This is a genomic window from Pseudoalteromonas sp. 19-MNA-CIBAN-0066 (assembly GCF_040308705.1).
Classification (GTDB): Bacteria; Pseudomonadota; Gammaproteobacteria; order Enterobacterales; family Alteromonadaceae; genus Pseudoalteromonas; species Pseudoalteromonas nigrifaciens.
On the sequence record NZ_JBEONZ010000002.1, the window covers coordinates 198,342 to 220,477 of the forward strand.

At 40.2% G+C, this 22,136-nt stretch carries 20 protein-coding genes; 12 read left to right on the forward strand and 8 right to left on the reverse strand.

Going from position 1 to position 22,136, the window contains the following annotated elements:
• Window positions 1-41: 41 nt before the first annotated feature.
• The 3 genes from AAEZ18_RS02330 to AAEZ18_RS02340 form a co-directional block, all read right to left on the reverse strand.
• Window positions 42-533: a transposase domain-containing protein gene (locus tag AAEZ18_RS02330; RefSeq protein WP_350593746.1), complete on the reverse strand. Its 492-nt coding sequence runs from the start codon at window positions 531-533 to the stop codon at window positions 42-44.
• An 88-nt stretch (window positions 534-621) separates the two neighbouring features.
• Window positions 622-1,053 (reverse strand): GAF domain-containing protein, encoded by a 432-nt coding sequence (locus AAEZ18_RS02335; RefSeq protein ID WP_350593748.1) that lies wholly within the window; start codon window positions 1,051-1,053, stop codon window positions 622-624.
• 68 nt (window positions 1,054-1,121) lie between these two features.
• Window positions 1,122-2,132, reverse strand: a complete 1,011-nt coding sequence (locus AAEZ18_RS02340; protein WP_086996007.1) for a GlxA family transcriptional regulator — start codon at window positions 2,130-2,132, stop codon at window positions 1,122-1,124.
• Between the two features lie 127 nt (window positions 2,133-2,259).
• Here AAEZ18_RS02340 and AAEZ18_RS02345 point away from each other — a divergent pair, with 127 nt between their 5' ends.
• Window positions 2,260-4,167 carry a beta-ketoacyl synthase gene (locus AAEZ18_RS02345; protein WP_011328063.1) on the forward strand — a complete coding sequence of 636 codons (1,908 nt, stop codon included), beginning with the start codon at window positions 2,260-2,262 and terminating at the stop codon, window positions 4,165-4,167.
• 72 nt (window positions 4,168-4,239) lie between these two features.
• Here the strand turns inward: AAEZ18_RS02345 and AAEZ18_RS02350 are convergent, their stop codons facing one another.
• From AAEZ18_RS02350 to AAEZ18_RS02360, 3 genes are all read right to left on the reverse strand, one after another.
• The gene (locus tag AAEZ18_RS02350; RefSeq protein ID WP_011328064.1) at window positions 4,240-4,656 is read right to left on the reverse strand and encodes an MgtC/SapB family protein; all 417 of its coding nucleotides are present in this window, start codon (window positions 4,654-4,656) and stop codon (window positions 4,240-4,242) included.
• Between the two features lie 709 nt (window positions 4,657-5,365).
• Window positions 5,366-6,208 carry an S-formylglutathione hydrolase gene (gene fghA, locus AAEZ18_RS02355; protein WP_011328066.1) on the reverse strand — a complete coding sequence of 281 codons (843 nt, stop codon included), beginning with the start codon at window positions 6,206-6,208 and terminating at the stop codon, window positions 5,366-5,368.
• 58 nt (window positions 6,209-6,266) lie between these two features.
• On the reverse strand, window positions 6,267-7,388 hold the full coding sequence (locus AAEZ18_RS02360) for an S-(hydroxymethyl)glutathione dehydrogenase/class III alcohol dehydrogenase (protein ID WP_011328067.1): 1,122 nt from the start codon (window positions 7,386-7,388) through the stop codon (window positions 6,267-6,269).
• 129 nt (window positions 7,389-7,517) lie between these two features.
• On the opposite strand from AAEZ18_RS02360, the gene AAEZ18_RS02365 reads away from it, so the two are divergent.
• From AAEZ18_RS02365 to hflX, 7 genes are all read left to right on the forward strand, one after another.
• Window positions 7,518-8,390: a LysR family transcriptional regulator gene (locus AAEZ18_RS02365; RefSeq protein ID WP_086996014.1), complete on the forward strand. Its 873-nt coding sequence runs from the start codon at window positions 7,518-7,520 to the stop codon at window positions 8,388-8,390.
• A 138-nt stretch (window positions 8,391-8,528) separates the two neighbouring features.
• Window positions 8,529-9,746, forward strand: coding sequence for a lipoprotein-releasing ABC transporter permease subunit (locus tag AAEZ18_RS02370; RefSeq protein WP_041454692.1), 1,218 nt, complete (start codon window positions 8,529-8,531; stop codon window positions 9,744-9,746).
• Window positions 9,739-10,437 (forward strand): lipoprotein-releasing ABC transporter ATP-binding protein LolD, encoded by a 699-nt coding sequence (gene lolD, locus AAEZ18_RS02375; protein ID WP_011328070.1) that lies wholly within the window; start codon window positions 9,739-9,741, stop codon window positions 10,435-10,437. The genes AAEZ18_RS02370 and lolD overlap by 8 nt, the downstream gene beginning before the upstream one ends.
• Complete coding sequence (locus tag AAEZ18_RS02380; protein ID WP_011328071.1) at window positions 10,427-11,671, forward strand: lipoprotein-releasing ABC transporter permease subunit; 1,245 nt, start codon at window positions 10,427-10,429, stop codon at window positions 11,669-11,671. Before lolD ends, AAEZ18_RS02380 begins: the two co-directional genes overlap by 11 nt.
• A gap of 134 nt (window positions 11,672-11,805) precedes the next feature.
• Window positions 11,806-12,279, forward strand: coding sequence for a YehS family protein (locus AAEZ18_RS02385; protein WP_089368223.1), 474 nt, complete (start codon window positions 11,806-11,808; stop codon window positions 12,277-12,279).
• Window positions 12,280-12,712: 433 nt separating this feature from the next.
• Complete coding sequence (gene gdhA, locus AAEZ18_RS02390; protein ID WP_011328073.1) at window positions 12,713-14,065, forward strand: NADP-specific glutamate dehydrogenase; 1,353 nt, start codon at window positions 12,713-12,715, stop codon at window positions 14,063-14,065.
• Window positions 14,066-14,273: 208 nt separating this feature from the next.
• On the forward strand, window positions 14,274-15,620 hold the full coding sequence (gene hflX, locus AAEZ18_RS02395; RefSeq protein WP_350593750.1) for a GTPase HflX: 1,347 nt from the start codon (window positions 14,274-14,276) through the stop codon (window positions 15,618-15,620).
• Window positions 15,621-15,884: 264 nt separating this feature from the next.
• On the opposite strand, the gene AAEZ18_RS02400 is transcribed toward hflX, so the two are convergent.
• Window positions 15,885-17,618, reverse strand: a complete 1,734-nt coding sequence (locus tag AAEZ18_RS02400) for an AMP-binding protein (protein ID WP_309217097.1) — start codon at window positions 17,616-17,618, stop codon at window positions 15,885-15,887.
• A gap of 183 nt (window positions 17,619-17,801) precedes the next feature.
• The gene (locus AAEZ18_RS02405; protein ID WP_011328076.1) at window positions 17,802-18,248 is read right to left on the reverse strand and encodes a DUF3010 family protein; all 447 of its coding nucleotides are present in this window, start codon (window positions 18,246-18,248) and stop codon (window positions 17,802-17,804) included.
• A gap of 383 nt (window positions 18,249-18,631) precedes the next feature.
• Here AAEZ18_RS02405 and thrS point away from each other — a divergent pair, with 383 nt between their 5' ends.
• The 4 genes from thrS (at window position 18,632) to rplT (ending at window position 21,954) form a co-directional block, all read left to right on the forward strand.
• Window positions 18,632-20,542 (forward strand): threonine--tRNA ligase, encoded by a 1,911-nt coding sequence (gene thrS / locus AAEZ18_RS02410; RefSeq protein ID WP_089368226.1) that lies wholly within the window; start codon window positions 18,632-18,634, stop codon window positions 20,540-20,542.
• A 61-nt stretch (window positions 20,543-20,603) separates the two neighbouring features.
• Window positions 20,604-21,164 (forward strand): translation initiation factor IF-3, encoded by a 561-nt coding sequence (infC, locus tag AAEZ18_RS02415; protein WP_080516827.1) that lies wholly within the window; start codon window positions 20,604-20,606, stop codon window positions 21,162-21,164.
• Between the two features lie 211 nt (window positions 21,165-21,375).
• Window positions 21,376-21,576 carry a 50S ribosomal protein L35 gene (gene rpmI, locus AAEZ18_RS02420; protein ID WP_004587840.1) on the forward strand — a complete coding sequence of 67 codons (201 nt, stop codon included), beginning with the start codon at window positions 21,376-21,378 and terminating at the stop codon, window positions 21,574-21,576.
• A 15-nt stretch (window positions 21,577-21,591) separates the two neighbouring features.
• A complete protein-coding gene (gene rplT / locus AAEZ18_RS02425) occupies window positions 21,592-21,954 on the forward strand; it encodes a 50S ribosomal protein L20 (RefSeq protein ID WP_011328079.1) in 363 nt (120 codons plus the stop codon).
• Window positions 21,955-22,136: the final 182 nt, after the last annotated feature.

The following is a 22,136-nucleotide window of genomic DNA, read 5'->3' on the forward strand; positions in this document are numbered from 1 at the left end:
CAGTTAAGTTGATTATCTCTTAACTGGGGTAGTCGAATCCATTAAACCACGTCAGTATTTTCACCATACTGGGTTGAGCCACACCCAAATACGTCTTTATTCTCTGGCGTATCATGTGTACGAAAGACAACCCCATCAACAGCTAATAGATTTAAGCCACAAAATGTATCAAAGTGGGCATGGTTATAATGCCGTGACGCCATCATCTTGAAGACCTGCTCGACAGCACCTTCACCTAAGCGTTGTCTCGCTTGAACCATGGCACTAGGGGCAACTAGTTTCCCTTTACCTGGTAAGGCGATGTCCATTTTAGAGGCTATATCCCAAACAGATTCATGACGAAATAAACTCATACCAATCACAGACCAAACGACAGCATCGAGTGGTAAACGACGTTTACGAACGGTGGCGACACCCGATTTTTCAAAAGCTTGGTTAAGTAATTCGGGATCTAATATGCCAGATAAGTTATCAAGGGCTGTAAATTCCTCGGCAGATGAGAAAGTGGTCGAAAGAGCTGTTTGAATATCCATAAAAAATCCGTAATTAGCGAAACTAATTACGGATTATTCACGATCATTTAGATCGGTCAACCGATCAATTAACCTTAACTGATCGGCATTACAGATCACGCTTGTTTAATGTGTCGTCTTTTTGCTCGTTATAGCAGCAAAATGTGCCATAAATATCGCCGTTAGATAAGGTAATTGGCACGCCAATATAAGCGCCAATATTAAGCTTTTTAGTAACCGGCATATTGCGGGTTATACTATTTTTACTGATGTCAGGTATTATATTATCTAGTTCATTATTGGCTAATTTATTACAGTAGGTTTCGTTTATGGGATCAAAATTACCTACTTTTACAATCTCGTTAGGGCGTTTGGTATCAACTAATTTAAATATACGTTTAGAGTCTTTAAACTCAGAAATAAAAGCAACGTCCATATCAAGGTGTTTACGAATAAGTGCTAGCAAGCGAGTTAGTCTAGTATTGAGATCAGTCTCTGCTTCAATATCTAATAGTAAATTTTCACTAAAATTTACATGCATATTTCCAACTTCCTGTGTTTTAGTTAATGGTTTATATTAATACAGTAGCTTGGCTTGTTTTTAAAGTATTAACCAAACAATTTTTTTCTCACTACTTTACGATACTCACTGGGTGTTTGGTTCAATATTTTTCTAAATATTCGCGTTAAATGACCTTGATCGTTATAGCCTACTTCTAACGCTACTTCCTGAATTGATAAATTTGACGAAGCGAGTAACTCTTTAGCACCTTCTACTCGTAACTGTTGCCAATACTCAATAGGGCTTTGGTTGGTAGCTGCTTTAAAGCGCCGCGTAAAAGAGCGATAGCTTAAATTAAACTGTGCGGCTACATCCTGTAAATTAAGCTCTGTTGCTAAGTTGGTTTTTAACCAAAATTGAATTTGGGCAATTAACTCATCGGGATGGCGATCAACCGCACCTTCAAGATAGCGCTGATCTTCGTAGGGTTTGCGTATTTCGTGGGAAAAATTGCGCTCAACATGCTGCGCTGCAGCTTTGCCATAATACTGGCTAATAATATGCACTATTACATCGGCTAGGGCGTTTAGGCTGGCTACGGTATAGAGTCGCTCGGATTGAGTAATAAAAAAGTCAGGCTTTAACAGTACCTTGGGGTAGTCGTGACTAAATTGTTTAGCGTAATGCCAATGGGTGGTTGCTGGGTGCCCGTCAAGTAACCCGGCCTCTGCTAGTAAACAGTTGCCAGTGCCTACACCTATAATATGGCTGCCATTTGTAAAACTTTGCCCCAGCCAAGTAACTATATTTTGATTAGTGCGTACAACTGGGCGCGGGTTTCGCCAAATACCGGGCACTATTACTAAATCGCAATTTGGGGTATTGCTGGTGGCGCAATCGGGAAGGATTGCCAAGCCGGTACGATTACTTATTGGTTCAAGGTTTTTAGCAACTAAATGAATAGCGAGTGGCCTAAAGTTTTTTTTATTAATATGGCCTTTTGCAAAGGCTTCGCCCGCTCTCAACATTTCTATAGGGAGGGTTAAACTCGTTATTAATAAGTGTTGGTAAACAGCAATAGCTATATTTAATGGGGGGTTACTCTGTTTATCAGTCATATAGATGCTCCGACCAGTTAGGGTTGGCCTTTTATGCTTAATATTTGGCTATTAAAGCACAAAGTATGGTGCGCAATCCATTTAAACTAGTGTCATATTCTTATAACACGTTTTTTAAAGGTAAATTATGACCGCATTACCCGTAATTGTAGGCATGGGAGGCATTAATGCCGCTGGCCGTACTTCTTTTCACCAAGGTTACCGCCGTATTGTGTTAGACAGTTTAAGTGCACAAGATCGTCAAGAAACGTTTTTAGGCCTCGCCACCTTGATGAATTTAGTTAGTGTTGTTGATAATCAACTACAAGACACTCAAGGTAACAATGTTGAGCAAAGCGACATAGAAGCACGTTTTGGTGAACAAATAATTGCCGGTACGCTTATTCGTAAAATCGAAAACGAACATTTTGATCCAGACGCTACCCCATGGCAGCAAAAAATGACGCTAAGCAACTCGGATGAGAATGCGATTGTGTTTGAAACCCGTGCTCGCGATTTACCACAACCGGTACCTGCAAGTTGGCAGGTAGAGCAGCTCGAAGGTAAAAAAGTTAAAGTTACTATTGCCGCAGATATAGATGTTAAACACGCTTCAACTCGCGACAACCCGATTAAATCGGCAGGGCAGTTTCCTACTGGGTTTGATCCGTCTGTAATGTATAACAGCCGCTATCAGCCACGTGGTTTGCAAGCAACTATTTTTGCTGCTACCGATGCAATAAAATCAACCGGGCTTGATTGGCAACATATAATGAATAGCGTAGAGCCAGACAAAATTGGTACTTATTCGGCGTCTGTTATTGGCCAAATGGATGACACAGGTTTAGGTGGCTTAGTTAAAGCTCGCCAGCAAGGCGACCGCGTAAGCACTAAGCAATTAGCGCTGGGTTTAAATACTATGTCGACCGACTTTATTAATGCGTATGTAACGGGCAACGTAGGTACTACGTTTTCAACTTCGGGCGCATGTGCTACGTTTTTATATAACTTACGTGCAGCGGTTAACGATATACAAGCAGGGCGTACTCGCGTTGCTGTGGTAGCCAGTGTTGAATGTGCTATTACGCCAGAGGTTATAGAAGGCTTTGGTAACATGAGCGCACTGGCAAACGTTGAAGGTTTGCGCCGTTTAGATAACTTAAGTAATACAGATGAGCCCGACTATCGTAAAAGTAGCCGTCCGTTTGGCGAAAACTGTGGCTTTACGCTAGGTGAAGGCGCGCAAGTGGCTATTTTAATGGATGATGCTCTAGCACTAGAGTTAGGCGCTGACATTATGGGGTGTGTGCCAGATGTATTTGTAAATGCCGACGGGATTAAAAAGTCAATTACTTCACCAGGGCCGGGTAACTACATTACTATGGCAAAATCGGCGGCACTGGCAAGTAGCTTATTAGGTAAAGAAGCCCTGCAACAGCGCAGCTTTATATTAGCCCATGGTTCAAGCACGCCATTAAACCGTGTAACCGAGTCATTGATTTATCATAAAGTGGCACAAACCTTTGCTATTGATAACTGGAAAGTAACTGCGCCAAAAGCATATGTTGGCCATACTATTGCTCCTGCAAGTGGCGATCAGTTAGCTATAGCATTAGGTGTATTTAGCCACAATATTATGCCTGGTATTACGACTATAGATAAAATAGCCGACGATGTTTACGCTGATCATCTAGATATTAGAAACAGCCACTATGACTGCGGTGATATGGATATTGCATTTATTAACTCAAAAGGCTTTGGTGGTAACAATGCTACCGCTACAGTATTGTCTGCAAAAATAACACTGCAAATGCTTGCCAAGCGCCATGGAAAAAGCGTTATGAATGATTATGCTAATAAAAATGTGGCTGTAAAAGCAGCGCAACAAAGCTATCAATCACAAGCTGATTTAGGCCAATACCAACTAATTTATCGTTTTGGTGATGGCTTAATTGACGACAATGACATTGTTATAGATGAGCAAAGCATACACCTTCCTGGCTTTGAAAAAGCGATTGCTTTTAATACAAAAAATCCCTATCAAGACATGTTTTAAGCACACATTCTTGTTTGGTAAGGCGCTTTTATAGCGCCTTTTTTGTTTTCACTAAGATATAAAATTAAGAGGTTACTTAAACTTTTTAATATAGCGTAATGTTATAAAGTTAATAATGGCCAGTAAAATAGCTATTTCGTAGCGACTGTAGGCCACAGCAATACCAATTAAACCCATATTCCAAATGCTCGCCGCGGTGGCAGTACCTGAGGTAGATTGGTTATTTTTTAAAATTGCGCCACCGCCAATAAAGCCGATACCGGTAATGATCCCCTGTAACATTTTTGATTGTGCTTCAGAGGAGTCAAGTACAGACAACGCAATTAACGCATAACCACATGATGCCACCGCTACTAACGGAAAGGTACGCAGCCCCGCACCATCTTGGCTGCGCTCTCTGTCGTAGGCCATTGGCAAAGCGAGTAAATAAGCTATGCCTAAGTGAATCAGATTATCAACGATTTCGTGCCACTGTAAATCAATTTCCATGATCTTGCCTTTTTAGTTAATCTTAATAACTAGCTAGCAATCTGTAAGCCATTTATTTAATATTTTAAATTCAGTAATTTAGGTTTGCCTTTATTTTTATTCTGCCTGGCTTGGTAATAGTTACACTACTATTTTACTATTTTACTATTTTACTAAGTAGTTAGTTTGATATCGCTTTTGAATATCCATATTCTTTTACTTATATTAAAGGTAATTATGTACATCACTTGCCTTTTAAAAAAAACAATAAATACAGCCACTAAACTTGAAAAAAACGCGTTATTACTGCGCGTTAGCAACCTCTGATGATTCTGCCGTTTTGGTTATACGCCTGGTCGTTTGCGTTGGGATTGTATGCTTGCGTATTATTAGTTGAAAATAACGAGCCTTTAAATCACAGCGTTGCGATTGTAGGTGCATTCCCTTTTTTGATTATATATTTACTGCAATTAATTGGTTTTGTTAAGGAGTTTATAAAAAAGGAAGTGCATGAGTAATGTGCTTTGTTTAACACCGTTACAATTTAAAATTTAAAATTTGATTTTATTTTACAAGGTCAGCATGCTCTAAATAAGCTTATGGGTAGAGCCACAGCAAGCAGGGTAATAAAAGGCGAGTGAATACTGATGCAAGTAAGGACGTTTTTTTAATAGTTTAAAATAATGTGTAGAGGGTTCTCTACACATTATTACTACAAACAATAATATTGTTATGCAGACAAATACTGATGATGAAATACCAAGTGCTGATCAATAAAGCTACTGATAAAAAAGTAACTATGATCGTACCCGGTTTGCATTTCTAGGGTCAGTGGGTAGTCTTTTTGTTTTGCAACAGCCACTAAATTTTGCGGTTTTAATTGCTCGTCTAAAAAGTTATCGGCATCGCCTTGGCTCACTAACATTGGCAAGTAGTTACTTTGCTCAGCTTTAGCCATTAATTTGCAGCTGTCGTATTGTGCCCATGTTGTTTTATCGGCTCCTAAATAACCCGTAAACGCTTTAACGCCCCATGGGCAATTAATAGGGTTTACTATAGGGCTAAACGCCGAGGCACTAACATAATCCTGTGGGTTTTTAAGGGCGATCATCAACGCACCGTGGCCGCCCATTGAATGACCACTAATTGCTTTTGTGCTAGTCACTGGAAAGTGCTGCTCTATAAGCGCGGGTAATTCATTCACTACGTAGTCGTACATATTAAAGTGAGTGTTGTAAGGGGCTTGTGTCGCGTTAACATAAAACCCAGCGCCTTGAGCAAAATCGTAGCTGTCTTCGTTAGGAACATTATCCCCACGAGGGCTAGTGTCGGGTGCCACAATAGCAATACCTAGCTCAGCTGCTTTTTTGAATGCGCCTGCTTTTTGCATAAAGTTTTCGTCGGTGCAGGTTAAACCTGAAAGCCAATAAAGTACCGGTACTTTATTACTTTCACTAGCGCCGGGCGGCAAAAAAACGGCAAAACGCATAGTACAATGAGTGCTTACAGCGCTGTGCGTATATTGTTTATGCCAGCCACCGGATACTTTTACACTTGAGATATTTTCTAACATGATAATCCTCAAAAGCCGCTTATATCCACACCGTGAATACAAGCGATTGGTTTATTGCTTAGTAATGAATAACGGTACGAATGCTTTTGCCTTCGTGCATTAAATCAAATGCATCATTAATGTCTTCAAGGCCCATTGTGTGGGTAATAAAGTCATTTAGTGCAAACTCGCCAGCCATGTAACGTTCTACAATTTCAGGTAGTTGTGAGCGGCCTTTAACACCACCAAATGCGCTACCACGCCATACACGCCCAGTAACTAATTGGAATGGACGAGTAGCAATTTCTTGGCCAGCGCCTGCTACACCAATAATTACCGACTCACCCCAACCTTTATGACAACACTCAAGTGCTGAGCGCATAACATCAACATTACCAATACATTCAAACGAGTAGTCAACGCCGCCATCGGTCATTTCAACAATTACGTCTTGAATTGGCTTGTCGAAGTCTTTTGGATTAATTAAATCGGTTGCGCCAAGCTTGGTTGCTAACTCGTATTTAGAGTTGTTTATATCGATACCGATAATACGACTCGCACCGGCCATTTTTGCGCCAATAATAGCTGATAAACCTATGCCACCTAAACCGAAAATAGCTACAGTGTCGCCCGCTTTTACTTTAGCTGTGTTTGTTACTGCGCCCATACCTGTTGTTACGCCACAGCCTAGTAAGCATATTTCTTCTAAAGACGCTTCTTTGTTTACTTTAGCTAAAGAGATTTCTGGCAGTACTGTGTACTCAGAGAAAGTTGAGCAACCCATGTAGTGGTAAATTGGCTGACCGTCTTTATAAAAACGTGTTGTACCGTCTGGCATTAAGCCTTTACCTTGGGTTTCGCGCACAGCAGAACACAGGTTAGTTTTGCCCGAGGTACACATTTTACATTCACCACATTCTGCGGTGTATAAAGGAATAACATGATCGCCAATTTCTACGCTGGTTACGCCTTCGCCGATTGCATATACAACACCAGCGCCTTCGTGGCCTAAAATTGCAGGGAATATACCTTCAGGATCTTCACCCGATAATGTAAATGCATCGGTATGACATACACCAGTAGCGGTAATTTTTACCATTACTTCGCCTTTTTTAGGCATCATCACATCAACTTCTTCAACACTAAGTGGTTGATTAGGACCCCAAGCAATAGCTGCTTTTGATTTAATAAATTCTGACATGTGCTTATCCTTTGTAGTGGGTAGATAATAATTGTAGACCCAATTTGCTTGGGTGATGTAGCTATTGTATTTGTTTCTCAAATAATGATAATCTCAATTTTATTAAAACACTTTTTCAGAACTGTAACAATGGCACGATGGGATGGAATAGACGAATTTATTGCGGTAGGTGAAGAAGGTAGTTTTACCGCTGCAGGCAAAGCAATTGGGCTGTCGGTTGCGCATATTAGCCGCCATGTTAGTGCGCTTGAACAACGCTTAAATACACAGTTGCTAACGCGCACAACGCGTAAAGTGGTTTTGACCAAAGAAGGTGAGGTGTTTTTACACCAAATAAAGCATTTACAACATGCAATGGATGATGCCACGCAAAGTTTAGCGCAACAGCAAAGTACGCCAAAAGGTAAAATTAATCTAACAGCCCCGGTAATGTATGGCGAGAGCTTTATTATGCCAATAGTGCATAATTTTATGCACGACCACCCCGATGTAGAAGTCGTTGCTACGCTCAGTAATGAGCAAGAAAACTTATTAGAAGGTGGTTTTGATCTAGCTATTAGACTGGGGCATTTAAAAGACTCGAGCTTAAAAGCACGGCGCTTAAGTGCACGGCGTTTTATTATGTGTTGTGCCCCTGATTATTTAACCCGATTTGGCGAGCCACACACATTAGGTGAGCTAATAAATCATCAATGTTTAGTGGGGAATAGTCGTTATTGGCGGGTAAACGAAGGAGGGCGCGAAAAGCATATTAAAATAGCTGGGCGACTGCAATGTAATAGTGGCTGGGCGTTGGTAGATGGCGCTAAAAAAGGTTTAGGGATTATTCAGCTCCCTAATTACTACATTGAAAACGAGTTAAAAACAGGGCAGTTAGTGCCTATTTTAACATCCTATCAGCCGCTGCAAGAAGGGGTATGGGGTGTGTATCCGCCTCGACAGTTTGTGGCAACTAATGTAAGGGTGCTACTTGATTATTTAGTCGCAGGACTAAAAGCTTAATAGCGGGTTAATCATTTAATTTTTATTCTAGCCAAGTATCAGATTTTTAAATATTTATTACATTTAGTGGCATACCCAAGTACGGATTATTCGTGTTATTATAAGTTACTATTTTTAGGATAAGTGTTTAAAAACAATATGTTTCAACCGGTTAGTTTGTTTATTGGGCTTAGATATAGTCGCTCCTCAAAAGGGAATGCGTTTATTTCATTTATCTCGTTTTTTTCTATTGCCGGTATTGCGATTGGCTTAATGGCATTATTTACTGTCAGTTCAGTAATGAATGGCTTTGAAAGCAGCTTAAAAACCAATATGCTTGGGCTTATTCCGCATGTTGAAGTGCAAGCTAATAAGCGTACTGCAGCGCAAATGAGTAGTTTAAAAGCAGATCTTGAACAATCTCCTTATGTAAGTACTGTAAGCCTTTATCAGCATGGTGAAGCTATATTACAAACCAATAAAGATTTACACGGTGTGTTGCTGCAAGGCTTATATGGCGATGACGGCTCGCTCTATAAAATTACCGATAAAATAGTACAAGGAAATTGGCAAACAGTACTTAATAAAAACTATAGCATTGCCATTAGTCGCTACCTGAGCCGTAAATTAGGTGTTGGTTTGGGAGATAAGCTGCGGGTTATTATGCCAAATGCTTCTACCTATACACCGCTTGGGCGAATGCCTAGCCAACGCTTGTTTAAAATAGCAGCCATTTACGAAACTGGCTCTGAAATTGACATGGGGCTGGCTTTTACCAGTGGTGCGTCGTTGCAACGCGTATTAAAGCTGGATCAAAACACTGCACCTAATTTAAGTATTTCTTTGTATGAACCCTTTGCATTGGATGAATTTATACAGGCCAGCAAACTAATATTAAAAGATCATACCTATACAGATTGGCGCAGCAGCCAAGGCACATTATTTGCTGCTGTAGCAATGGAAAAACGGATTATGTCGATGTTATTAGGGCTTATTGTGCTGGTTGCGGTATTTAATATTGTCTCTGCGCTAACGATGATGGTAAGTGAAAAACAAGGCGAAGTCGCTATTTTACAAACCTTGGGTTTAACACCATCGCAAGTACAAAAAGTGTTTATGGTGCAAGGACTTTATAATGGCGTGATAGGCACCGCAGTAGGGGCATTTTTAGGTGTATTACTTAGTTTATATATTAATGAGTTATTAGCATTAGTAGGGTTAAATTTGATGGCAGGTATAGAGTTGCCGGTAAAATTTGATGTGCCAAGCCTAATTGTTATCGCTTGTTCGAGTATTGCTATGAGCTTTTTAGCCACTGTTTACCCAGCGCGCAAAGCCGCAAAAGTAAAACCAGCCGAGGTATTGCGTTATGAATGATTTAGTTATTAGTTGTGAAAATTTAAATAAAGTTTATCAAGATGGTAGTAACCAAGTTGCAGTATTAAAAGGGGTTGATTTAGCCCTGCAACAAGGTGAAATGCTGGCTATTGTGGGCAGCTCTGGTTCGGGTAAAAGTACCTTATTGCATATACTCGGTACGCTCGATACTGCAACATCTGGCAGTGCTAAAATTAAAAATCAAGAAGTGGCTAAGCTCTCCCGTACAGAGCAAGCGGCATTTAGAAATAAAAACTTAGGCTTTATTTATCAATTTCATCATTTACTGATGGAATTTAGCGCGGTAGAAAATGTAGCTATGCCGCTTTTAATTAAAGGACTAAGTGCTAAAGCTGCGAAAGTAGCTGCATTAGAAATGCTTGAAAAAGTGGGCCTAGCACATCGTAGCTCTCATAAGCCGTCGGCACTGTCTGGTGGTGAGCGCCAACGAGTGGCAATTGCGCGCGCGCTCGTTACTAAACCGGCATTAGTGCTTGCCGATGAGCCAACCGGTAATTTAGATAAACAAAACGCGATTAAAATATACGACTTAATAAATGAGCTTAATAAAAGTTTAAATACCAGCTTTGTGGTGGTAACACACGACTTAGAGCTGGCCGACAAACTCGGTAAAATAGCCTATTTAGATGATGGAAAACTTACTATTAAAGAGTCGCAACATGTTGCTTAGTGCGTTTATAAGTAAACGCTTTAGAGCGTATTCTGGTCATAAAGATGAAAAAAATGGCTTTGTAAGCTTTATAGCTAAAGCATCTACTGTGGGTATTTTATTGGGCGTTGCGGTTTTAATAGTTGCGCTGTCGGTAATTAATGGCTTTGAGCAGCAATTAGTGCATCGCTTATTAAGCGTAGTGCCGCAGGTGGAATATGTAGCGCCTAATAGGCCAATTGCTAATTGGCCACAAAAAGTTGAGCAGCTTCAACAGCAAGATCATGTAACCGGCGCCGCGCCATTTATTGCAGTTAACGGCATGGCGCAATTTAAAAGCCAATTAAAAGCAGTAGAAATACGCGGGGTTGAGCCTTCATTAGAGGGGAGCGTGTCGGCTATTAATCAATTTACCAAAGGCAAATTGGTGAGCCAGCTTGGCATTGATGAAGTTATTTTAGGCAAGCAAATAGTTAACCAACTCGATGCCAGCGTGGGCGATAGTATTACCTTACTTATTCCTCAAATAGCTCAGCAAGGGCAGTCATTATTAGCCCCTAAGCGAGTAACGCTGTTACTTGCAGGTATTGTTGAAATGGGGGGGCCAATAGACAGCACAGCTGCATTTATCCACCTTAATAAAGCGCAGCAAACATTAGGTTACGATGAAAGCCAAGTAACCGGGCTTCGCCTAAGCGTTGATGACGTATTTACCGCGCATCAAATTGCGCTACGGGTAGGGCAAACCATAGACGACTATGTATATATTTCTAGTTGGTTTAGAACGCAAGGCAGCTTATACCAAGATATACAAATGGTGCGTACCATAGTTTATATTGTGGTGTTTTTAATTATAGCTGTGGCAAGTTTTAATATTGTGTCCTCATTGGTAATGGAAGTACGCGAAAAACAAGGCAATATTGCTATTTTAAAAACCATGGGCGCAAAAGACAGTACCATTTTAGCTACCTTTGTAATGCAGGGGTTAACGCAAGCTTTTGTAGGTGTGGTATTAGGCAGCTTAATTGGTGTGGTACTGGCAATAAATATTAGCGAATTATTTACTTGGCTCAGCCAACTCTTTGGCGCAAACCCACTTCAAGGAGTTTATTTTATAGAGTTTTTACCCAGTAAGTTAGTGTGGCAAGATATTGTGGTAACAGTTGTTGTTACTTTTATTTTAGCGGCGTTAGCTACTATTTATCCGGCGTGGCAAGCAACAAGAGTTGACCCTGCAAAAGTGCTGGGTAATTAGCGGCATTGGTAGCGTGTGCGCTGCTAAATAAAAACTAATAGGGCAGTATTGGCAAGTCTGTTAAACTAGGGCGCTTATTTACAAGCTAACAATAACTAACCATTGGGTTAGCATTTACTACTCTGGGATTTACTTTGACAAATAACGATATTTTACGCCGCATTCGCTACACTTTTAATTTAACCGACACCGCTATGGTAAATGTTTTTGCTGCAGCTGAGCATACGGTTACTACAGAGCAAGTAATTGCTTGGTTAACTAAAGAAGGCGAAGAGGCTTACACTGAAATAAGTGATACAGAGTTTGCAACTTTTTTAAATGGTTTTATTAATACGCAACGTGGTAAGCGCGAAGGCGAGCAACCTGCTCCTGAGAGCAAGTTAAATAACAATATTATTTTTATGAAGCTGCGTATTGCTTTAAATATGAAAGCGGAAGATGTGATTGCGACGCTGGCACTCGTTGACTTTAATTTGAGTAAGCATGAGCTAAGCGCGTTTTCTCGTAAAGTAGATAACAAGCACTACCGCGTATGTAACAACCAGGTACTTCGTTTATTTTTAACGGGTGTACAACAGCAGGTTCGTCCACAAAGCACTGCTGAGTAAGCAAGGTAAAGCCATTACTCTTTCAAAACGCTAAAACAGCCCTTGTTTTAGCGTTTTGTTGTTTTTAAGTTAAATATATTTCAACTTGTTACACGCCTACTTTAAAATTGTTCAATACCGCTTAATAAACTAGCAATTGAATGAGATCATTTAAATATCAAGTAATTACCTCCTTTGTTAGCTGTATGTTTGGTTTTAGTAACCGTGCACTGTATTTTTATATCGTTAAAGTGAATAAAAATTCGCCTAGTCGCTGTTTTATTTTTACACAACAGTAAAATAATTCAACTTGAATGACGTGCAACACCACTCTTTCTAATGGTAAGGTGTATGAAAATTATGATTTTAAAATAGATTTATATTCAAAAAACAAACTCAATCATACTTACCCGAATTCTCAAATTTTAAAAATAGCTTACACGGAAGAATAATTATGAATTATATACATAGTACGATAGCTCAATTAAAGCAAACTAGCCCCGCGCAAAGTGAGTTTTATCAAGCTGTTGAAGAAGTACTAGAATCTTTAGAACCTCTTTTTGCAAAAACTACAAATTATCAAAAAGAAGCCATTATAGAAAGAATGGTAGAGCCAGAGCGTCAACTAATGTTTCGTGTACCTTGGGTTGACGACGAAGGTAATATTCAAGTAAATAAAGGCTATCGCATTGAATTTAGCTCTACCTTGGGCCCATATAAGGGGGGCTTGCGTTTTCACCCGAGTGTTAATGCCAGTATTATTAAGTTTTTGGGTTTTGAGCAAGTGTTTAAAAACTCATTAACCGGCCTACCTATTGGTGGTGGTAAAGGCGGTGCTAACTTTGATCCAAAAGGGCGCTCAGACGGTGAAATAATGCGTTTTTGCCAATCATTTATGAACGAGTTATACCGCCACATTGGCCCAACTACCGACGTACCTGCAGGGGATATTGGTGTTGGCGCACGCGAAATTGGTTATTTGTTTGGCCAGTACAAGCGTTTAACAGGGCGTTACGATGGTGTGTTAACCGGTAAAAGCCTAATGTGGGGTGGCTCGTTAGTTCGTAAAGAAGCAACTGGCTACGGCGCAGTGTACTTTGCAAACTACATGCTACAAAACCGCGATGATAGCCTAGCTGGAAAACGTTGTTTAATTTCGGGCTCGGGTAATGTTGCTATTTATGCGATGGAAAAGCTGTATCAATTAAATGCAAAACCAATTACCTGTAGTGACTCTCGCGGTACACTATTTCATGACGCGGGTATAGACTTAACGCTTATTAAAGAGTTAAAAGAGCAGCAACGTGGCTGTTTAAGCAAATATAAAGAAAGCTACCCAGAAGCTACTTATATTGCTCGCGCAGATTACCCAGAAGATGGGCATGCAGTGTGGCGTTTTAAAGCCGATGCTGCGTTCCCGTGTGCCACTCAAAATGAGTTAACTCAAGGCGATGCAAAAGCGCTACTAAGCAATGGCTGTATTTTGGTGAGTGAAGGTGCAAACATGCCTTCGACCAAAGACGCGATTGACTGCTTTATTAAAGCCAAAATAGCTTACGGCCCAGGTAAAGCTGCTAATGCGGGCGGCGTTGCAACCAGCCAATTAGAAATGGCGCAAAATGCCAGTATGCAAAGCTGGACTTTTGAAGAAGTGGATGCAAAATTACAGCACATAATGAAAAACATTTTTAATATTGCTAACGAAACAGCGGCAGAATTTGGCCAACCTACTAACCTGTTACTTGGCGCTAATATTGCTGGTTTTCGCCGTGTTGCCGATGCAATGATAGAGCAAGGCGTAGTTTAACTAAAATAGTTTAAAGCAATTGCAGCTTATTGCTGTGAGAGCCTGTACTTAAAAACACCCCATAAATTTAGCTATTTACAGGGTGTTTTATTTAAATAACCGCTTAAGTTAGTTATAACGCTATAAAGCCAAGCTATAACAGCGTAGGATCAGGCTACTTTCGAATGAAAATAGGTTTGCACTTCGCGGTGCATTAACATAAAAAATTATGCAACTAACTGCAAAAGCATCACTTCCTAACGCATTACTTATTTCTATTAGTACACCTCACTTTAAAGGCGATGAAGCAACTGAGTCGCTTGCAGAGTTGGCACGCCTAGTTACCACTCTTGGCTTTAAAGTAGTTGGCACACAATCACAAAAGCAAAGTTCTACCCAAAAAGTAAATGTACTTGGCTCAGGCAAACTGGCTGAAATAGCGCGCCTTACTGGAAATAAAGGTTCTGCTGCAGATGAGGATGAAAATTTTCTTGATGACGATCCATTATCCGACATGCCATCAGAAATTCCATCAGACGGTTTAGATTTTGCTTGTGCCGATGTTGTCGTTTTTGACTGCGATTTAACGCCTTCTCAACTACGTAATGTTGAGAACCAGTTAGGTGTGGAAGTATTTGACCGCACCGGCATAATTATTGAAATATTTAGCCGCCATGCGCGTACTAAAACAGCAAAATTACAGGTTGAAATTGCTCGCCTTAACTATGTAGCGCCGCGTCTGCGTGAAACATCTACCGGCGATAAAGAACGCCAAATGGGTAAGGGTGCAGGTGAGACAACGCTTGAACTTAACCGTCGTAAAGTACGCGACCAATTAGCCGAGTTAAAGCGTGAACTGGTAAATGTTCAAGATGTAATGATGGACAGACGAGAACAGCGCTCAGAGCTATTTTCGGTTGCTTTGATTGGTTATACCAATGCGGGTAAATCGTCGATGATGCGCGCAATTACGGGCAGTGACGTAGAGGGCGAAAACAAGCTTTTTGCTACGCTGGATACCACAGTTCGTGCTTTGTATCCAATAACGCAACCACGCATATTGGTATCTGATACAGTTGGTTTTATTAAAAAATTACCGCATGACTTAGTTGCTTCATTTCATTCAACTTTAGCCGAGGCACATGATGCGTCGTTATTGTTATATGTAGTTGATGCATCGGATGCGTCTTTTCGCTCACAACTAGATGTAGTGCATAATGTATTGGCAGAAGTGGGCGTACAAGGTAGTAAAAAGTTATTAGTACTTAACAAGTCAGATCAACTTAGCGATGAGCAACAACAAGCATTAATGGCTGAATTTCCTGATGCCATGATGACATCAACACGTAACCCAGCTGATATAGCTAAATTACATAAATACATTGTTGATACAGCACAAAGCGACATGATTGAAGAAGAGGTTATTATTCCTTATACCGCCAAAGGTATAGTGGGTGAAATTCGCTCGAGCATGAGTGTCATTAAAGAAGAATATGAATATAGCCATATTAAGCTCACCGTACGCTCCAATGCGATTGACTTAGAAAGGCTAAAAAAGCGTATGCTTAATTTATAGTTAACCTGAACTCTGGTTAAGAGATTTACTAACATATTGAATCATCGTTATATTTAATTTTATTTTCTCTAGCCAGAGGTTTTCAGTGAAAACAAGGCGAATTTACGCGTCAATAGCTGGCCTATTGCAAGTAAATTCAACGCAGTTAGCGCTGAAAACAGCTGCTTGAGATTAGTTTATTATCCGGAGCTCAGGTTAGTTATTGCACGTTTGCTATAATAATAGCGCAGCCTGTTTTAGGCTGCGCTTTGTTAAAGTTGATAATTATGAAAATGCTTTTTCTGCTAACTCTTCTTGCATTTGTTCGCGCATTTTAAACTTTTGCAGTTTACCGGTTACCGTCATAGGGTAATTTTCAACAAAACGAATATGGCGCGGCACTTTAAAATAAGCTAGTTTGTCTTTTAAAAACAACCGTATTTGTGCTTCGTCTAGTTGTGCATCTTCTTTGGGTTGGATCCAGGCGCATACTTCTTCACCGTATTTTTCGTCGCTAATACCAAATATAGCGGCATCTTGAACACCTGGGTAGGTATAAAGCACTTCTTCTATTTCGCGGGGATAAATATTTTCGCCGCCGCGAATTATCATGTCTTTAATGCGGCCAACAATACTAACAAAGCCTTCGCTATCCATTACCCCTAAGTCGCCAGAATGCAGCCAACCATCTTGATCTATGGTCGCTTTGGTTTTTTCTTCATCGTTCCAGTAGCAACGCATAATTCCTGCACCCCGACTGCATACCTCACCCGATAGCCCCACGGGTTGAATGTTACCTAGCTCATCAATTATTTTAACTTCGGTATGCGCTAATGCACGGCCTACTGTCGTTACTTGGCGCTCAATAGATGAGTCGGTTTCAGTAATATTATTAATAGGGCTGCATTCAGTTTGGCCATATGCAATAACTACTTCGTGCATATTCATTAAAGTTTGTACTTTGCGCATTACTTGCTCGGGGCAGGTAGAGCCGGCCATTACACCAGTGCGTAATGTACTTAAGTCGTAATCATTAAAGTTACTTAATTCAAGCTCACTAATAAACATGGTCGGTACACCATGCAGTGCTGTACAGCCCTCATTTTGTACTACTTCGAGAGTTGTTTTCGGATCAAATGCATCCCCAGGATAAACGGCTGTAGCGCCTTTGCTCATAGACACTAAACTGCCAAGTACCATACCAAAGCAATGATAAAGTGGCACAGGTATGCATATTTTATCTTTATTGGTAATGTGCATGGCTTCACCAACAAATAATGCATTATTTAAAATGTTTTTGTGAGTAAGCGTTGCCCCTTTGGGGTTGCCAGTGGTGCCAGACGTAAATTGAATATTGATATCTTGATTGCAATTAAGGGTAGCGGCTACTGAATCTAACTGCTGTTTATGCTCTTGAGTTGCAAGTGCGGTTACTTCAGCGAATGAAAACATACCAGGGCTTGCTTCATCACCAATTCTAATGACGTTTTTAAGCGTGGGAAGAGCAGCGGCATTAAGCTGCCCTTTTTCGCACTCTGCTAGCTCTGGCGCTAAACTTTGTAGCATTTGCAGATAGTTACTGCCTTTAAATTCTGAAGCGGTAATTAAGGTAGTGCACTCAACGCTGTTTAAAGCGTACTGCAATTCGCTGGGGCGATAAGCTGGGTTTACACATACCATAATTGCGCCAATTTTAGCGGTGGCGAACTGAGTTAAACACCATTGAATGTTATTTGGCGACCAAATACCTACTCTTTCTCCAGGCTTAATACCCAGTGCTAGTAAGCCCATTGCTAATTGGTTTACTTGATGTTGAAACTCTTTATAGCTCAAGCGTATATTTTGATGGTGCACAACCACGGCTAATGCGTCGGGGGCATTGTCGACAATGCTGTCGAAGTAGTCACCTATGGTTTGCTTGGTTAATGGGGTGCTTTGTATTCCTTTAAAATAACTCTGCAATAGCGGCATAGGGTTTATTTTTTCTATTTCTTTAACCGCTTTTGTTGTTACATTCATGTCATTCTCCGTATCAATAGATATGAATAGCTTGAATGATAAATAAACATATATTGTCGACAAAGGGAAGAGGGGTAGACTAATGTCTTAGGTTTGTTGCTGAAAATGAAATAAGTAAAAATAAAGCAAAAAAAAACGCGCCTTACACTGTAAGTACGCGCTTTTAGCAATTACTAAATGAGGTTACATTTCGTCGCTGCGGTAAGTTTTTTTCATAATATAAACGTAAGCGTTTACAAAAGCATTTTCTTGATACTTTTTAAGACCGGTATCCTCAAAATCAATAGGGATAGGGTTGCGCTTAACTTGCTCTTTAATTTCGGTTGTTGTAAATAATTTTACATCAAGGTTTTCGATTAGCTGAATCGCGGTTTCCATTTTAAAACCATTAGCACTACCAGCAAATTTACCTTTTGGAGCACGTTGACGTATTGCAACAGAATCAATTTGGTAATCTTGCATTAGCTTGGCAAAATCAAACTGAAACTTACGCATTACTTCTGTGTCGTTACCGTTACCTAAGGTAAAGCGTGTTTGGCGCACGTCGCGAATATCAAATACGTCATTATCTTTACTTAAAATACAAAGTAGTACATCACTACCGGTAATATCTACACCACATGTTCTCATTACTATTCTCTAATATAACTTAATTACCCAGTATTATACGCAACATCCATTAAATTGCGAGAGTAAGCACTTAAGTCAGTTGTAAATTTAACGGCGATTAGATTTATTATATTGATGTTATAAAATCGGCGCTAAAACATTATTAATTTAGCCTTTATAACAAAATAGCAGGTGTTTTAGCCGCTTTAAACTTGTAATTAGTAGCGTTGCACGCGACAATATCTTTTTTGTAGTTGAGCAGACTCAGCATCTACATTAGCCAAATTTGGCGAAAAATAGTCAATGCTTATTCGTAAGAGCGTTGTCGAGTCATTCTCATTTAATTAATTTAAAAAAATACACGTGATACATTGTAGGTGTCACCACTGTAGCAAGGATTTATAATGCCAGTTATTACTCTCCCTGACGGAAGTCAACGTAGTTTTGAAAACCCAGTAAGTACGCTAGATGTTGCCAACGATATTGGTCCAGGGCTCGCTAAAGCGACCATTGCTGGCCGTGTTAATGGCGAGCGTGTTGATGCATGTGATCTAATAAGTGAAGATTCGCGCCTTGAAATCATCACCGCAAAAGACGACGACGGCTTAGAGATTATTCGTCACTCGTGTGCACACTTAATTGGGCATGCGGTTAAACAGCTTTTCCCAGATGCAAAAATGGCAATTGGTCCTACTATTGATAACGGCTTTTATTACGATATTGATATGGAACAGTCGTTATCTCAAGATGATCTTGACGCGATTGAAAAGCGTATGTTGCAACTTGCTAAAACAAACTACGATGTAGTTAAAAAAACCGTAAGCTGGCAAGAAGCACGCGATGTATTTGCAGCGCGTGGTGAAACATACAAAATAGAAATTTTGGATGAGAATATCGCTAAAGATGACCGTCCAGGGTTATATCATCACGAAGAATATGTAGACATGTGTCGTGGCCCTCACGTACCTAACATGAAATTTTGCCAAAACTTCAAAATAATGAAAGTAGCGGGTGCATATTGGCGTGGTGATTCAGAAAACAAAATGCTACAACGCATTTACGGCACAGCGTGGGGCGATAAAAAGCAACTAAAAGCGTATTTAAAACGCCTTGAAGAAGCTGAAAAGCGTGATCACCGCCGTATTGGTAAAGCACTTGATTTATGGCATTGGCAAGAAGAAGCGCCAGGTATGGTATTTTGGCACAACGATGGTTGGAGCATTTACCGTGAGCTTGAAGAGTTTGTGCGTGAAAAACTACGTGAATACGATTACGAAGAAGTAAAAGGTCCAATGATGATGGATCGTTCGTTATGGGAAAAATCAGGTCACTGGGAAAAATATGCAGATGCTATGTTTACCACAGTATCTGAAAAGCGCGAATACGCGATTAAACCAATGAACTGCCCAGGTCACGTACAAATATTTAATCAAGGTTTAAAATCGTACCGCGATTTACCACTACGTATGGCTGAGTTTGGTTGTTGTCATCGTAACGAGCCATCGGGTGCACTACATGGCTTAATGCGTGTACGTGGCTTTACCCAAGATGATGCGCACATTTTCTGTACCGAAGAGCAGATAATGGACGAAGTTTCAGCGTGTATTAAGATGGTTTATGATACATATGAGACATTCGGTTTTGAAAAAATCGTGGTTAAGCTCTCAACACGTCCAGAGCAACGTATTGGTGAAGACCATATGTGGGATAAAGCAGAGCTGGCATTAGCCGAAGCACTTAAACTAAACGAGATTGAATTTGATTACCTACCAGGTGAAGGCGCATTTTACGGCCCTAAAATTGAATTTACTTTGTACGATTGTTTAGACAGAGCGTGGCAATGTGGTACAGTGCAACTAGACTTTGCATTACCGGGTCGTTTAGGCGCAACTTATGTTGCTGAAAATAACGAACGCCGCACCCCAGTTATGATACATCGTGCTATTTTAGGTTCTATTGAACGCTTTATTGGTATTTTAACTGAAGAATACGCTGGTTTATTCCCTACGTGGCTTGCGCCAAAGCAAGTGGTAATTATGAATATTACCGATAAACAAGCCGATTATGTTAAAGAAGTTGTACAAAAATTAAATAAACTTGGAATTAGAGCCACTGCTGACTTGAGAAATGAGAAGATTGGCTTTAAAATCCGAGAGCATACACTTAAGCGTATTCCTTACTTACTTGTTGTTGGCGATAAAGAAGTTGAACAACAAGAAGTAGCAGTACGTACCCGCACAGGTGAAGACCTTGGCAAATTTAATGTTGATGACTTTGTAGCTAAAATTAGCGAAGAGATAAAAAGTCGACAATAAAAAATCGAGCGTGTAAGGCATTTACAAACAGCCAATTACACGCTTACTATTATTGATATTCTTGGAGGAACGTACTATTAGAGGCGGCAAGAAAGGGCAACAAACAGCCCAAAAAAATCGTATTAACGAAGAAATTACAGCTCAAGAAGTTCGCTTAATTGACATTGACGGCGAGCAAGCTGGAATTCAGTCATTAAAAGACGCGCAAACTATGGCTGATGCAGCGGGTGTTGATCTTGTAGAGATTAGCCCGAACGCTGAGCCGCCTGTTTGTAGAATCATGGACTACGGTAAGTTCATCTTTGAAAAAAGCAAAGAACTAAAAGAGCAGAAGAAGAAGCAAAAGCAAATCCAGATAAAAGAAATCAAATTCCGTCCTGGTACGGATGAAGGTGATTATCAGGTTAAGCTGCGCAACTTACGTAAGTTCTTAGAAGCTGGCGATAAAGCTAAAATTACGATTCGCTTCCGTGGTCGTGAAATGGCTCACCAAGAAATTGGTATAGAATTATTAAACCGTATCAAAGGCGATTTGGAGGAGCTTGCAGTTGTTGAGTCTTTCCCTAATCGCGTTGAAGGTCGCCAAATGGTTATGATGATGGCGCCTGTTGCTAAAAAATAATTTTTAAGCGATAATACGCACCGAAAATAGCTCAGGTCTGCAAGTAATATGTAAATATTCACCTGAGTTAACCGGTTTAAAGTAAGATTGCAGCATTTATGCTGGGTTTTCACCGGAACATGGCAGTAAGTTAGGCCTGAAAGTGGAGCTATAGCAATATATCTCACGCCTGCTTACTAATTTAAATGCAATACAATTTGGAGTTATTGCAATGGCTTATAAGCTAAAAAGTCACAGAGGCGCAGCTAAGCGTTTCAAAAAGACTGCTTCTGGCGGTTTCAAGCGTAAACAAGCGCATCTTCGTCATATTCTGACTAAGAAAACTTCTAAGCGTAAGTTACACCTACGTCCTAAGATGATGGTTCATAAAAATGACCATGGTCTAGTTTCACGTATGTTACCGTTCGCTTAATAGGGGTTTTTAGAAATGGCAAGAGTTAAACGCGGCGTTGTCGCACGTGCACGTCACAAAAAAGTTTTAAAACAAGCAAAAGGTTATTACGGAGCACGTTCACGTGTTTACCGTGTAGCTTTCCAGGCTGTTACTAAAGCGGGTCAATACGCTTACCGTGACCGTCGTGCGAAGAAACGTACTTTCCGTCAATTATGGATTGCACGTATCAATGCTGCTTCACGTCAAAATGGTCTGTCTTACAGCCGTTTTATCAGTGGTCTTAAAAAGACATCTGTAGAAATCGATCGTAAGATCCTTGCAGATATCGCTGTTTATGACCAAGTTGCATTCGCAGCGCTTGTTGAAAAAGCAAAAGAAGGCCTAGCGGCCGCTTAAGCTTTTTTATATAAGTATTAAAAAGGAGCCTATGGCTCCTTTTTTTGTGTTCGGCGTATAGTAATTATTCCGCAGTTTGCTTTTATCATTAGTATAAACTGTATAGTATATTGAATTTTAGTAAATTTATTGTTCCCCTTAATAATTCGCTAAACACAAACAAAGTGCTAAATGTTATTGGC

What these genes read in the sequence shown, in the direction of transcription:
- AAEZ18_RS02330 (WP_350593746.1), bottom strand. Translation starts at nt 533, where the DNA reads ATGGATATTCAAACAGCTCTTTCGACCACTTTCTCATCTGCCGAGGAA.
- AAEZ18_RS02335 (WP_350593748.1), bottom strand. Translation starts at nt 1,053, where the DNA reads ATGCATGTAAATTTTAGTGAAAATTTACTATTAGATATTGAAGCAGAG.
- AAEZ18_RS02340 (WP_086996007.1), bottom strand. Translation starts at nt 2,132, where the DNA reads ATGACTGATAAACAGAGTAACCCCCCATTAAATATAGCTATTGCTGTT.
- AAEZ18_RS02345 (WP_011328063.1), top strand. Translation starts at nt 2,260, where the DNA reads ATGACCGCATTACCCGTAATTGTAGGCATGGGAGGCATTAATGCCGCT.
- AAEZ18_RS02350 (WP_011328064.1), bottom strand. Translation starts at nt 4,656, where the DNA reads ATGGAAATTGATTTACAGTGGCACGAAATCGTTGATAATCTGATTCAC.
- fghA (WP_011328066.1), bottom strand. Translation starts at nt 6,208, where the DNA reads ATGTTAGAAAATATCTCAAGTGTAAAAGTATCCGGTGGCTGGCATAAA.
- AAEZ18_RS02360 (WP_011328067.1), bottom strand. Translation starts at nt 7,388, where the DNA reads ATGTCAGAATTTATTAAATCAAAAGCAGCTATTGCTTGGGGTCCTAAT.
- AAEZ18_RS02365 (WP_086996014.1), top strand. Translation starts at nt 7,518, where the DNA reads ATGGCACGATGGGATGGAATAGACGAATTTATTGCGGTAGGTGAAGAA.
- AAEZ18_RS02370 (WP_041454692.1), top strand. Translation starts at nt 8,529, where the DNA reads ATGTTTCAACCGGTTAGTTTGTTTATTGGGCTTAGATATAGTCGCTCC.
- lolD (WP_011328070.1), top strand. Translation starts at nt 9,739, where the DNA reads ATGAATGATTTAGTTATTAGTTGTGAAAATTTAAATAAAGTTTATCAA.
- AAEZ18_RS02380 (WP_011328071.1), top strand. Translation starts at nt 10,427, where the DNA reads ATGTTGCTTAGTGCGTTTATAAGTAAACGCTTTAGAGCGTATTCTGGT.
- gdhA (WP_011328073.1), top strand. Translation starts at nt 12,713, where the DNA reads ATGAATTATATACATAGTACGATAGCTCAATTAAAGCAAACTAGCCCC.
- hflX (WP_350593750.1), top strand. Translation starts at nt 14,274, where the DNA reads ATGCAACTAACTGCAAAAGCATCACTTCCTAACGCATTACTTATTTCT.
- AAEZ18_RS02400 (WP_309217097.1), bottom strand. Translation starts at nt 17,618, where the DNA reads ATGAATGTAACAACAAAAGCGGTTAAAGAAATAGAAAAAATAAACCCT.
- AAEZ18_RS02405 (WP_011328076.1), bottom strand. Translation starts at nt 18,248, where the DNA reads ATGAGAACATGTGGTGTAGATATTACCGGTAGTGATGTACTACTTTGT.
- thrS (WP_089368226.1), top strand. Translation starts at nt 18,632, where the DNA reads ATGCCAGTTATTACTCTCCCTGACGGAAGTCAACGTAGTTTTGAAAAC.
- rpmI (WP_004587840.1), top strand. Translation starts at nt 21,376, where the DNA reads ATGGCTTATAAGCTAAAAAGTCACAGAGGCGCAGCTAAGCGTTTCAAA.
- rplT (WP_011328079.1), top strand. Translation starts at nt 21,592, where the DNA reads ATGGCAAGAGTTAAACGCGGCGTTGTCGCACGTGCACGTCACAAAAAA.